At 63.5% G+C, this 13,137-nt stretch carries 9 protein-coding genes; 8 read left to right on the forward strand and 1 reads right to left on the reverse strand.

Features of this window, described 5'->3' with window-relative positions; genetic code table 11:
* Positions 1–2: 2 nt before the first annotated feature.
* The gene (aceE, locus tag IF690_RS03485) at positions 3–2,648 is read right to left on the reverse strand and encodes a pyruvate dehydrogenase (acetyl-transferring), homodimeric type (RefSeq protein WP_202698856.1); all 2,646 of its coding nucleotides are present in this window, start codon (positions 2,646–2,648) and stop codon (positions 3–5) included.
* A 381-nt stretch (positions 2,649–3,029) separates the two neighbouring features.
* Here aceE and glnE point away from each other — a divergent pair, with 381 nt between their 5' ends.
* The 8 genes from glnE to IF690_RS03525 all read left to right on the forward strand — a co-directional run bounded on the left by glnE (position 3,030) and on the right by IF690_RS03525 (position 13,067).
* Positions 3,030–5,969, forward strand: coding sequence for a bifunctional [glutamate--ammonia ligase]-adenylyl-L-tyrosine phosphorylase/[glutamate--ammonia-ligase] adenylyltransferase (gene glnE, locus IF690_RS03490; RefSeq protein ID WP_202698857.1), 2,940 nt, complete (start codon positions 3,030–3,032; stop codon positions 5,967–5,969).
* A gap of 140 nt (positions 5,970–6,109) precedes the next feature.
* Positions 6,110–7,144: a lipopolysaccharide heptosyltransferase II gene (waaF, locus tag IF690_RS03495; RefSeq protein ID WP_009046646.1), complete on the forward strand. Its 1,035-nt coding sequence runs from the start codon at positions 6,110–6,112 to the stop codon at positions 7,142–7,144.
* On the forward strand, positions 7,145–8,206 hold the full coding sequence (waaC, locus tag IF690_RS03500) for a lipopolysaccharide heptosyltransferase I (RefSeq protein WP_202698858.1): 1,062 nt from the start codon (positions 7,145–7,147) through the stop codon (positions 8,204–8,206).
* Positions 8,206–9,336: a glycosyltransferase family 4 protein gene (locus tag IF690_RS03505; RefSeq protein WP_202698859.1), complete on the forward strand. Its 1,131-nt coding sequence runs from the start codon at positions 8,206–8,208 to the stop codon at positions 9,334–9,336. The genes waaC and IF690_RS03505 overlap by 1 nt, the downstream gene beginning before the upstream one ends.
* Entirely contained in the window at positions 9,336–10,142 is an 807-nt protein-coding gene (rfaP, locus tag IF690_RS03510; protein WP_038582626.1) for a lipopolysaccharide core heptose(I) kinase RfaP, read from the forward strand. The genes IF690_RS03505 and rfaP overlap by 1 nt, the downstream gene beginning before the upstream one ends.
* Complete coding sequence (locus IF690_RS03515; protein ID WP_202698860.1) at positions 10,142–10,876, forward strand: lipopolysaccharide kinase InaA family protein; 735 nt, start codon at positions 10,142–10,144, stop codon at positions 10,874–10,876. The genes rfaP and IF690_RS03515 overlap by 1 nt, the downstream gene beginning before the upstream one ends.
* Positions 10,873–11,625 carry a lipopolysaccharide kinase InaA family protein gene (locus IF690_RS03520; RefSeq protein ID WP_202698861.1) on the forward strand — a complete coding sequence of 251 codons (753 nt, stop codon included), beginning with the start codon at positions 10,873–10,875 and terminating at the stop codon, positions 11,623–11,625. Before IF690_RS03515 ends, IF690_RS03520 begins: the two co-directional genes overlap by 4 nt.
* Positions 11,625–13,067 carry a lipopolysaccharide kinase InaA family protein gene (locus tag IF690_RS03525; protein ID WP_202698862.1) on the forward strand — a complete coding sequence of 481 codons (1,443 nt, stop codon included), beginning with the start codon at positions 11,625–11,627 and terminating at the stop codon, positions 13,065–13,067. The genes IF690_RS03520 and IF690_RS03525 overlap by 1 nt, the downstream gene beginning before the upstream one ends.
* Positions 13,068–13,137 lie beyond the last annotated feature (70 nt).

The raw sequence follows: 13,137 nt of genomic DNA on the forward strand, positions 1-13,137 counted from the left end.
CCTCAGCAGTCCAGTGGGTTGCGTTTTTCCGGGTTGATGCCGAACTTGGTGATGGCCTCGGCCACGACCTTAGGTTCGATGTCACCACGGTCAGCCAAGGCTTCCAGGGCTGCCAACACCACGAAATGACGGTCGACTTCGAAGAAGTGACGCAGCTTCTTGCGGCTGTCACTGCGGCCGAAACCGTCGGTGCCCAGGACTTTGAATTCCTTGGACGGGACCCACTGACGAATCTGTTCGGCGAACAGCTTCATGTAGTCGGTAGAGGCGATGACCGGACCCTTGCGGCCGCCCAGGCACTCTTCGACATAGCTCAGCTTAGGCTTCTGGCCCGGGTGCAGACGGTTGCTGCGCTCGACTGCCAGGCCATCGCGACGCAGTTCGTTGAAGCTGGTAACGCTCCAGACGTCCGCGGCCACGTTGAATTCTTCACGCAGGATCTTCGCCGCTTCACGGACTTCGCGCAGGATGGTGCCGGAGCCCATCAGCTGAACGTGGTGCGCCGCTTCGCGGGTGTCTTCCTCGAGCAGGTACATGCCCTTGATGATACCTTCCGGGGCGCCGGCCGGCATGGCTGGCTGCTGGTAGGACTCGTTCATCACGGTGATGTAGTAGAAGACGTCCTGTTGCTCTTCGGTCATCTTCTTCATGCCGTCCTGGATGATCACCGCCAGCTCGTAGCCATAGGTCGGATCGAAGGTACGGCAGTTCGGGATGGTGCCCGCCAGCATGTGGCTGTGACCGTCTTCGTGCTGCAGGCCTTCGCCGTTGAGGGTGGTGCGGCCGGCGGTACCGCCGATCAGGAAGCCGCGGGTACGGCTGTCGCCAGCGGCCCAGGCCAGGTCGCCGATACGCTGGAAGCCGAACATTGAATAGAAGATGTAGAACGGCAGCATCGGCTGGTTGTGGCTGGAGTACGAAGTCCCGGCCGCGATGAAGGAACTCATGGCGCCCGCTTCGTTGATGCCTTCCTCGAGGATCTGGCCCTTCTTGTCCTCGCGGTAGAACATCACCTGGTCTTTATCGACTGGCTCGTAGAGCTGGCCGACGGACGAGTAGATGCCCAGTTGACGGAACATGCCTTCCATACCGAAGGTACGGGCTTCGTCCGGGATGATCGGGACGATGCGCTGGCCGATTTCCTTGTCCTTGACCAGTTGCGCGAGGATCCGCACGAAGGCCATGGTGGTGGAGATTTCGCGGTCGCCCGAACCGTCGAGGATAGCCTTGAGGGTATCCAGTGGCGGGGTCGGGATGTTGAAGCTCTTGGCACGACGCTGAGGCACGAAGCCACCCAACGCGGCACGACGCTCGCTCAGGTAGCGGGCTTCGGCGCTGCCTTCTTCCGGTCGGAAGAACGGCAGGTTTTCGATTTCTTCGTCCTTGACCGGAATGTCGAAGCGGTCGCGGAACAGCTTCAGGCTGTCGACATCGACTTTCTTGGTGTTGTGCGCGGTGTTCTTCGCTTCGCCGGCGCCGGTGCCATAACCCTTGATGGTCTTGGCCAGGATGACGGTCGGTTGCTCTTTGTGGTTGACCGCTTCGTGGTAGGCCGCATAGACCTTGTACGGGTCGTGGCCGCCACGGTTGAGTTTCCAGATTTCGTCGTCGGACAGGTCTTCGACCATCGCCTTGAGTTCTGGCGTGTTGAAGAAGTGCTCACGCACGAAGGCGCCGTCTTTGGCCTTGTAGTTCTGGTACTCGCCGTCGATGACTTCGTCCATGCGGCGTTGCAGGATACCGTGGGTGTCCTTGGCCAGCAGTGGGTCCCAGAAACGGCCCCAGATGACCTTGTTCACATTCCACTGGGCGCCACGGAACACGCCTTCGAGTTCCTGGATGATCTTGCCGTTGCCACGAACCGGGCCGTCGAGGCGCTGCAGGTTGCAGTTGATGACGAAGATCAGGTTGTCCAGCTTCTCGCGGCCGGCCAGGGAGATCGCGCCCAGGGATTCCGGCTCGTCGCACTCGCCGTCGCCCATGAAGCACCAGACTTTCTGCTTGCCTGGCTGGATGAAGCCGCGGGCTTCCAGGTACTTCATGAAGCGCGCCTGGTAGATCGCCTGGATCGGACCCAGGCCCATGGATACGGTCGGGAACTGCCAGAAGTCAGGCATCAGCCATGGGTGCGGGTAGGAGGACAGGCCGTTGCCGTCCACTTCCTGGCGGAAGTTGTTCATCTGGTCTTCGCTGATGCGGCCTTCCATGAACGCGCGAGCGTAGACACCAGGGGAGGCGTGGCCCTGGAAGTAGATCAGGTCGCCGCCATGTTCTTCGGTTGGTGCCTGGAAGAAGTAGTTGAAGCCGATGTCATACAGCGTCGCACTGGAGGCGAAGCTGGAGATGTGACCGCCCAGGTCAGAATCCTTCAGGTTCGTACGCATGACCATGGCCAACGCGTTCCAACGTACCAGCGAGCGAATGCGGCGTTCCATGAACAGGTCGCCAGGCATGCGTGCTTCGTGGGTGACGGGAATCGTGTTGCGGTACGGCGTGGTGATGGCGTAGGGCAGTTGCGAACCGCTGCGGGTCGCGAGTTCGCCCATACGGGTCATCAGGTAGTGAGCACGGTCTTCGCCTTCTTTGTCGAGAACCGATTCCAGGGCGTCCAGCCATTCCTGGGTTTCGACGGGATCGAGGTCTTGCATGGCTTGCTCCAGGGCGGAAAGGCTTCCAGAATCGGTTGCCTGAGTTTGCGACTGGCCTTGTGGGCAGACGATAAAATTCTTGGATTGCCGGAGGTTGATACGGCGGCGTGTAGTTTTACTACAAATCGTCGGCCATTTCAGCCTTTCGGATGTATAGACGAGTAGTAAAACTACAGAAGATTGGCTTGTGGCCTCCTGCTGCGTTGTGAGAATAATCGTTACTGTTGGTCGATTTCCAACACCAATGGGTAAGAATTTGATGCCGGCTGCCAAAATAATAAAAAATTCAGCTATTTCTAACTTTTGTTCGACAGTCCTTCAAGGGCCGCGCCTGCAGAATTTGCCCCGACCGTCCCTTTCTACGCCGATCAAGGATAGCCCATGAGCCTGCCCGCGCTTGCCGAACTCCCAGCGATTCTCCTGCCTTTTGTCAGCCGTGCGGAGCAGTCGTTCCGTAGCGCCGTGGCGACCCTGGACGACGATCACGGGCTCGCCGCCTGGACCTCCGAGCGCTGGGCCGAGTTCGCCCGGGTGAGCGCCGCCAGCGACTTTTTCATTGAACAGAGCCTTCGTGACCCTTTGATGTTGCTGGAACTGGTGCGCGGCGGTGAACTCGACCGCGGCTTCGGCCCGGGCGAGCTGTGCGCGCAGATCGCCGCGGCGGCGCAGCAGGCCACCAGTGAAGACGAGTTGGGGCGGGTGCTGCGGCGCCAGCGCAATCGCCATCAGGTGCGGATCATCTGGCGCGACCTGACGCGCCAGGCGGATCTGCTGCAGACCTGCCGCGATCTGTCGGACATGGCCGACGCCTGCATCGACCAGGCCTATCAATGGTTGTACCAGCGCCACTGCGAGCAGTTCGGTGTTCCCACTGGCCGGCGCAGTGGCGAGCCGCAGCAGATGGTCATCCTTGGCATGGGCAAGCTGGGTGCCGTCGAGCTGAACCTGTCATCCGACATCGACTTGATTTTCGCCTACCCCGAAGGCGGGGAAACCGTAGGTGTGAAGCGTGCGCTGGATAACCAGGAGTTTTTCATCCGCCTGGGGCAGCGCCTGATCAAGGCGCTGGACCCGATGACCGTCGATGGCTTCGTGTTCCGCGTCGACATGCGCCTGCGACCCTACGGTTCGGCGGGCGCCCTGGTGCTGAGCTTCAATGCGCTGGAGCAGTACTACCAGGATCAAGGCCGCGACTGGGAACGCTACGCGATGATCAAGGCGCGGGTGGTGGCGGGCGACCAGGTCGCCGGCGCGCAGTTGCTCGACATGCTGCGGCCTTTCGTCTACCGGCGTTACCTGGATTTCTCGGCGATCGAAGCGCTGCGCACCATGAAACAGCTGATCCAGCAGGAAGTGCGGCGCAAGGGCATGGCCGACAATATCAAGCTGGGTTCCGGCGGGATTCGTGAAGTCGAGTTCATCGCCCAGGCGTTCCAGCTGATCCACGGCGGGCGCGACCTGAGCCTGCAGCAGCGTCCTCTATTAAAGGTGCTGACTACCCTGGAAGGGCAGGGTTACCTGCCGCCCGCGGTGATCGCCGAGCTGCGTGAAGGTTACGAATTCCTGCGCTACACCGAGCATGCGATCCAGGCGATCGCCGACCGGCAGACGCAGATGTTGCCGGATAATCCACGGGACCAGGCGCGCATTGCCTTCATGCTGGGGTTTGCCGACTGGGCGGCGTTCCATGAACGCCTGATGTACTGGCGGGGGCGAGTGGAGTGGCACTTCCGCCAGGTGATCGCCGACCCGGATGAAGACGAAGGCCGCGAGTGCGAAGTGGTGGTCGGTGGGGAATGGCTGCCGCTGTGGGAGGAAGTCCAGGACGAAGAAGCCGCCTGCCGACAGTTGCAGGAAGGCGGTTTCCATGATGCGCCCAAGGCGCTCAGGGCGCTGGCCGGCCTGCGTGGCAGCCCGCAATTGCGGGCCATGCAGCGCTTGGGACGCGAGCGTCTCGATGCCTTTATTCCGCGCCTTTTGGCCCAGGCGGTGGAGCACGCCGATCCGGACCTGGTGCTGGAGCGCGTGTTGCCGCTGGTCGAGGCGGTGGCACGGCGCTCCGCCTATCTGGTATTGCTGACCGAGAATCCCGGGGCCTTGCGTCGCCTGCTGACCCTGTGTGCCGCCAGCCCCTGGATCGCCGAGCAGATCACCCGCTTCCCGCTGCTGCTCGATGAGTTGCTTAACGAAGGCCGTCTGTTCAAGCCGCCCTTGGCGCCGGAGCTGGCCGCCGAGCTGCGCGAGCGTCTGACGCGCATCCCCGAGGACGATCTGGAACAGCAGATGGAGGCGCTGCGTCACTTCAAATTGGCCCACCGCCTGCGGGTCGCGGCCTCGGAAATCGCTGGCAGCCTGCCGTTGATGAAAGTCAGCGATTACCTGACCTGGCTGGCCGAGGCGATCCTCGAGCAGGTACTGGCCCTGGCCTGGCGCCAGACCGTGGCCAAATATGGCGCTCCGCAGCGCACCGATGGCACCTTGTGCGATCCCGGCTTCATTATTGTCGGTTATGGGAAAGTCGGCGGCCTGGAACTCGGGCATGGTTCCGACCTGGACCTGGTGTTCATCCATGACGGCGATCCGCAGGCGGAAACCGATGGCCCGAAACCGATCGACGGCGCGCAGTTCTTCACCCGGCTGGGCCAGCGGATCATTCACCTGCTGACGACCCAGACCAACTCCGGCCAGTTGTATGAAGTGGATATGCGTTTGCGGCCGTCCGGGGCGTCGGGCTTGCTGGTGAGTTCGCTGGGGGCTTTTGCCCGTTATCAGGAGAACGAAGCCTGGACCTGGGAGCATCAGGCGCTGGTGCGCGCCCGGGTACTGGTGGGGAGCCAGGATGTCGGCCAGGCCTTCGAGAAAGTGCGGGCTGCGGTGCTGGGCCGTGCCCGTGACCTGCCCAAGTTGCAGCAGGAGGTCAGCGAGATGCGGGCCAAGATGCGCGACAACCTGGGGACCAAGGCGACGGCCGCCGGAACCGCGGCAAATGCCTTCGAGGCCACGGCGCCGTTCGACCTCAAGCAGGACGCCGGAGGTATCGTCGACATCGAATTTATGGTGCAATACGCGGCCCTGGCGTGGTCGCAAGAGCACCCGTCATTGCTGCGTTACACCGACAATATCCGCATTCTGGAAGGACTTGAGGAAGCCGGGCTGATGCCCGCGACCGATGCCAGTCTGCTGCGCGAGGTCTATAAGGCCTACCGTTCCGCGGCTCACCGCCAGGCCTTGCAGAACGAGGCCGGGGTCATCGCCGGCGACCAGTTCGCCAGCGAGCGACGGGAGGTATTGCGGATTTGGCGTGAGCTGGGGCTAAGCTAGGCAGCGTGCGCTGCGTTGCCACAAATGTATCCGGCGAGCCCTGTTGCGGCTCGTCCACAATGAGCTGGCGGTGAATGCCGCAGGGCTGGATTCTCGAGGCGGGGAGGCGTAAGCCTCCCCGGTTCGTTTTTGGAAACCACATGAATATTCTGATCGTTGGGCCCAGTTGGGTCGGTGACATGGTGATGGCGCAGACACTCTTCCAGTGCCTGAAACAACGCCATCCTCAATGCGAGATCGACGTGCTGGCCCCCGAGTGGAGCCGGCCGATCCTGGAGCGCATGCCGCAAGTGCGGCGGGCCTTGAGCTTCCCGCTCGGCCACGGCGTGCTGGAACTGGCGACCCGCCGGCGCATCGGCAAATCCCTGGCCGGCCAGTACGACCAGGCCATCCTGCTGCCCAACTCGTTGAAGTCGGCGCTGGTGCCGTTCTTTGCCGGCATCGCGCAGCGTACCGGCTGGCGTGGCGAGTTCCGCTACGGCCTGCTCAACGACGTGCGCACGCTGGACAAAGAACGTTATCCGCTGATGATCGAGCGCTTCATGGCGCTGGCTTACGAGCCGGGCGCCGAGCTGCCCAAGCCGTATCCACGTCCCGACTTGCAGATCGATCCGGCCAGCCGCGAAGCGGCGCTGGCCAAGTTCGGCCTGACCCTGGACCGCCCGGTGCTGGCGCTGTGTCCGGGAGCCGAGTTCGGCGAGGCCAAGCGCTGGCCGTCCGAGCATTACGCCAAGGTCGCCGAGCTGAAGATCCGCGAGGGCTGGCAGGTCTGGCTGTTCGGTTCGAAGAACGATCATGTGGTCGGTGAAGACATTCGCGCCCGGCTGATTCCGGGGCTGCGCGAAGAGTCGGTCAACCTCTGCGGCGGTACCTCCCTGGCCGAGGCCATCGACCTGCTGTCTTGCGCCGATTCCGTGGTGTCCAACGACTCCGGGCTGATGCACGTGGCGGCGGCGCTGAATCGCCCGCTGGTGGCGGTGTACGGCTCGACGTCGCCGGGTTTCACCCCGCCGCTGGCCGATCAGGTCGAAGTCGTGCGCCTGGGCATCGAGTGCAGCCCGTGTTTCGATCGCACCTGCCGCTTTGGCCATTACAACTGCCTGCGCCAGCTACTGCCCGACTCGGTGGACCAGGCCTTGCAGCGGTTGCAGGGCACCGCGGTCGAGGTTCGGTAAGTGCGGGTACTGTTGATCAAGACCTCCTCCCTGGGTGACGTGATCCATGCGCTGCCGGCGCTGACCGATGCGGCGCGGGCGATCCCCGGGATCAAGTTCGACTGGGTGGTGGAAGAGGGTTTCGCGGAAATCCCGACCTGGCACCCGGCTGTGGACAAAGTGATCCCGGTGGCGATTCGCCGCTGGCGCAAAAACATCTGGCAAACCATCAAGAGTGGCGAGTGGCGGCGCTTCAAGCAGAGCGTGCGTGCCACCCGGTACGATCTGGTGATCGACGCCCAGGGCTTGCTGAAAAGCGCCTGGTTGACGCGCTACGTCAAGGCGCCGGTGGCCGGCCTGGACAAACAGTCGGCACGCGAGCCCCTGGCGGCGCGTTTCTACTCGCGGCGCCTGGCTGTCGCCCGTGGCCAGCATGCCGTGGAGCGTGTGCGCCAGTTGTTCGCCGTGGCCCTGGGTTATGACTTGCCCCAGGGCCTGGGCGATTACGGCCTGAACGTCGAGAAGCTGGTGGAACTGCCGCGGCCCAAGCCGTTCGTGGTGTTCCTGCACGGCACCACTTGGGACACCAAGCACTGGCCGGAAGCCTACTGGCGCGAGCTGGCCGAACGCATGGGCCAGCTGGGCGTCGAGGTCAAGCTGCCGTGGGGCAACCCGGTGGAAAAGGCCCGGGCCGAGCGTATTGCCAAGGGCCTGGGCAACGCCACGGTGCTACCGAAGCTGAACCTGGCGGGTGTCGCCAGGGTGCTGGCGCAAGCCCAGGCCTGCGTCGCGGTGGACACCGGGCTTGGCCATCTCGCCGCGGCGCTGGATGTGCCGACCATTTCCCTGTTCGGCCCGACCAACCCGGGCCTGACCGGTGCCTATGGCAAGGCGCAGATCCACCTGGCCAGCGACTTCCCTTGTGCGCCGTGCCTGCAGAAAAAATGCACCTATCAACCGACGGCTGAAGATCAGCGGCGGTTCGACCTGAAACGCGAGTGGCCGTTGTGCTTCACGCGTCTGAATCCTGAGCGTGTCGCCAGCCGGCTGAGCAGGTTGTTACTGGCTGAGGAGCTGCGCTGATGCAATTGGCTTTTGTCCTTTATAAATACTTCCCGTTCGGCGGCCTGCAACGGGACTTCATGCGCATCGCCCTGGAGTGCCAGAAGCGCGGGCACCAGATCCGCGTCTATACGCTGATCTGGGAAGGCGATGTGCCGCCGGGCTTCGAGGTGCTGGTGGCGCCGGTCAAGGCGTTCTTCAACCATCGGCGTAACGAGAAACTCAGTGCCTGGATGGAGGCCGACCTGGCCAAGCGCCCGGTGGACCGCCTGATCGGCTTCAACAAGATGCCCGGGCTGGACGTGTACTACGCCGCCGACGGCTGCTTCGAAGACAAGGCGCAGAACCTGCGCCATTCGCTGTACCGCCGTTGGGGCCGCTACCGGCACTTCGCCGAATACGAGCGGGCGGTGTTCGCCCGGGACGCGAAGACCGAAGTGCTGATGATTTCCGAGGTCCAGCAGCCGCTGTTCATCAAGCATTACGACACCCCGGTGGAGCGTTTCCACTTGCTGCCGCCCGGTATCGCCCAGGACCGTCGCGCGCCGGCCAACGCGGCCAACGCGGCCGAGATCCGCGCCGAATTCCGTCGCGAGTTCGCCCTGAAAGACGATGACTTGCTGCTGGTGCAGATCGGTTCCGGGTTCAAGACCAAGGGCGTGGATCGCAGTCTCAAGGCCGTGGCCGCCTTGCCTCCGGAACTGAAGAAGCGCACCCGGCTATTTGTAATTGGCCAGGACGACCCCAAAGTATTCCAATTACAGAGCGCCGCATTGGGCCTGGGCGAGCATGTGCAGTTCCTCAAGGGGCGCAGTGATATCCCGCGTTTCCTGTTGGGCGCCGACCTGTTGATCCATCCGGCGTACAACGAAAACACCGGCACTGTGTTGCTGGAAGCGCTGGTGGCTGGTTTGCCGGTGCTGGTCAGCGCGGTCTGCGGTTATGCCCACTACATCGCCGAGGCCGACAGCGGCCTGGTGCTGGATGAGCCATTGGAGCAGGGACAGCTCAATCAATACCTGAACACCATGTTGACCGACGACGCTGCACGCGCGACCTGGAGCCGTAACGGCCTGGCGTTCGCCGAGACGGCCGATCTCTATAGCATGCCGCAGCACGCTGCGGATGTGATTCTGGCGGAGCAACACTGATGAAGTTGATTCTTGCCGAACCGTTCAAGACCCTTTGGGCCGGACGCGATGCGTTCGCCGAAGTCGAGCGTCTGGACGGCCAGGTCTACCGTGAACTCGAAGCCCGCCGTACCTTGCGTACCGAGGTGGCCGGCGAAGGGTTCTTCGTAAAGATTCACCGCGGTATCGGTTGGGGCGAGATCTTCAAGAACCTGCTCACCGCCAAGCTGCCGGTGCTCGGTGCGGGCCAGGAATGGCAGGCCATCCAACGCTTGCAGGAAGCCGGTGTGCCGACCATGACCGCCGTGGCCTATGGCGAGCGCGGCAGCAACCCGGCCAACCAGCATTCGTTCATCGTGACCGAGGAGCTGGCACCGACCATCAGCCTCGAAGACTTCAGCATCGACTGGGTCAAGCAGCCGCCGCAGCCCAGGCTCAAGCGCGCGCTGATCGCCGAAGTGGCGCGCATGACCGGCATGATGCACCGCGCCGGGGTCAACCATCGCGATTGCTACATCTGCCATTTCCTGCTGCACACCGACAAGCCGGTAACGCCCGATGACTTCAAGCTCTCGGTGATCGACCTGCACCGCGCCCAGACCCGCCCGGCGATCACCCGGCGCTGGCGCGACAAGGACCTGGCGGCGCTGTATTTCTCGGCCCTGGACATCGGCCTGACCCGGCGCGACAAGCTGCGCTTCCTCAAGGGCTATTTCCAGCAGCCGTTGCGGCAGATCCTGAGCGACGAGGCGGCGCTGCTGGGCTGGCTGGAGGGCAAGGCCAACAAGCTGTACGCACGCAAGCAGCGGTACGGAGATGCGCTCTGATGGCGGGTTGGAACCTTGAACCTGGATATCGGGAGCTGGCGCAGGACTTCGGCAGTCTGGATGCGGTCTTTGCCCTCAAGGGCGAACACCTGACCCGCGACCCGTTGTCGGAGGTCATCCGTGTCGAACGCAACGGCATCAACTATTACGTCAAGCGCTACACCGGCGCCGGCAAGAACCTGCGGCGCTATCTGGGCAAGCCGCGGGTCAAGTCCGAGTGGCAGAACCTCAAGCGTTTCGCCAAGTGGGGCATTCCCACGGCGGAGGTGGTGGCCTGGGGCCTGGAACGCCGTGGCCTGGCCTACGATCGTGGGGCGATGATCACCCGCGAGCTGCCACGCACCGAAGACCTGTCGGTCCTGGCCGAGCGCAACGATCCGCTGCTGGCCGATCGGGCCTGGGTGGACCGGGTCAGCCAGCAGCTGGCGTGCTACACGCGGATCATGCATGAGCACCGTTTTACCCATAACGACCTGAAGTGGCGCAACCTGCTGATCGACGACGATGCCCGGCTGTACCTGATCGATTGCCCCAATGGCGATTTCTGGCGCGGTTTCTGGCTCAAGTACCGGATCACCAAGGACCTGGCGTGCCTGGACAAGGTGGCCAAGTATCATTTGTCCGCCACCCAGCGCCTGCGCTTCTATTTGCAGTACCGCCAGCGCACCCGGCTGAATGCCGCGGACAAGTGCCGTATCCGGCACGTGCTGAGATTTTTCGAGGGACGCGAATGACCGATTTCCTGGCGGCTCAGGACCGTGCGTTGCTGGAGCGCCACGGCCTCGACAGCTTCGACGCGTTATGGGCCAAGCAGCTTGAGGCGGTGGACGAGCCCAATACCGATGGTGGGGGCTGGAGCAGCGTGTATCGCCTCGACCTGGAAGGCCACGGCTACTACCTCAAGCGCCAGAGCAATTACCTGACGCGGACCCTGCACCGGCCGTTCGGCGAGCCGAGCTTCGCCCGCGAGTTTCGCAATATCAGCCGCTACCAGCAGCTGGGCATTCCGGCTTTGCAGGCGGCCTTCTTTGGCGAGCGCAAGGTGGCAGGCGAAACCCGGGCGATCCTGCTGACCCGGGCGCTGGATGGCTGGAACGACCTGGACTCGCTGCTGCAACAGTGGGCGCAGCTCAGTCCGGACCAGCACGCGGCGATCCTGCGGGCCTGCGGCCTGCTGGCGCGCCAGCTGCACGCGGTGCGCCAGGTGCACGGCTGTTTTTATCCCAAGCATATTTTTCTGCGGGCCACCGGCGACGGTTACCAGGCGCAATTGATCGACCTGGAAAAGACTCGTCCGCTGTTATTCGGCCAGCGTGATCGGGTCAAGGATCTGGAGCCGCTGTTGCGTCGCGCCCCGGTCTGGGGTGAGGGCGATGTGCGTGCGTTGCTCGCGACCTATCTGGATCAGTCGCAGGACAGCTCGCTGGTCGATGCCTGGCTGAACCGCCTGAGTGCACGCCGCAGCCATAAGGAGACTCGTTGATGCGCCTGTCCGAACTCAAGCAGGCCGGCCGTGCGCCAAGCCTGCCGTTGAGCCTGGAGCTGGCCGACGCTGCCGGACCTGCGACGCTGCAGTTGCTCCGCCTGCTGCGGGTGCTGCCAGGGCAGCGATATGTCGGCGCCGGTGTATGGCGCGGGCGTCCGGTACTGGCCAAGTTGCTGGTGGGCGCCAAGGCGGCGCGGCATTTCCAGCGCGAACTGCAGGGTGTGCGCTTGCTTGAAGAGCAAGGCATGACCACGCCGTTGCTGCTGGCTGACGGCCTGAAGGAAGGCGAGGGCGGCTGGTTGCTGTTCGAGTTCCTGGAAGGTTCCGAGAGCCTGGGCGATGGCTGGAAACAGGTGGAATCGTTGCCAGCGTTGGCCGATGAGCAGCAGGCGGTACTCGCCGAGGCCCTGGCCGCCATCGCCGAATTGCACAGCAAGGGCCTGTGGCAGGAGGACCTGCATCTGGACAACCTGCTGCGCCATCAGGGCAAGCTGTACCTGATCGACGGCGCCGGGATCTGTGTGGAGCAGGCGGGCAAACCGCTGTCCCGGCAGAAGGTCCTGGAGAACCTCGGAGTATTTTTCGCTCAGCTACCCAAGAGCCTGGAGCCCTTCACCGAAGAGCTGCTGGTGCATTACCTGTTGAACAATGCCGAGCATGCCTTGCCGCTGGAAGCCTTGCAGAAGCAGGTGGACAAGGTGCGCAGCTGGCGCTTGAAGGATTTTCTCGACAAGGTCGGTCGCGAGTGCACCCTGTTCAGCGTGCAGCGTGGACCTTTCGCCTTGCGGGCGATTCGGCGCGAGGAAGAAGCGGCGATGTTGCCGGTGCTGGAACAGGCCGACGCGCTGCTCGACCGGGGGCACCTGTACAAGACCGGTGGCGCCGCCAGCGTCGGCCGGGTCGAAGTGGCGGGCCGCACCCTGGTGGTCAAGCGCTACAACATCAAGGGTTTTGCCCATTGGCTCAAGCGCTTCTGGCGCCCCAGCCGGGCCTGGCATTCGTGGCAGGAAGGCAATCGACTGGCATTCCTCGGCATCGCCACGCCCAAGCCTCTGGCCTTGCTGGAGAAGCGTTTCCTCTGGCTGCGCAGCCGGGCCTACCTGGTGACCGAATACCTGGCCGGGCCGGACATCATCGAGCGCTTCGCGCCCTATATCGACAGTGGCGCGGCTCCGGAGGCGGAGTTGCAGGCGCTGGACCGGCTGTTTGCCGAGTTGATCCGCGAGCGCATCAGCCATGGCGACTTCAAGGGGCACAACCTGTTCTGGCAAGAGGATCGCTGGGCGCTGATCGACCTGGACGCCATGTGCCAGCACCACAGCCTTAGCAGCTTCGCCCCGGCCTACGCCCGCGACCGCGCGCGTTTCATGCGTAATTGGCCGCAAGGCAGCGCGCTGTATCAGGTCATCGACCAGCGCCTGCCTAAAACCGCCGGCTGACGTTTGTAGCCGCTGCCGCAGGCTGCGATCGAGCGCGCAGCGGTCGTGCTCTTGAGATCGCAGGAAGGCC

The organism is Pseudomonas sp. SK3(2021) (assembly GCF_016772375.1).
GTDB lineage: Bacteria > Pseudomonadota > Gammaproteobacteria > Pseudomonadales > Pseudomonadaceae > Aquipseudomonas > Aquipseudomonas chlororaphis_I.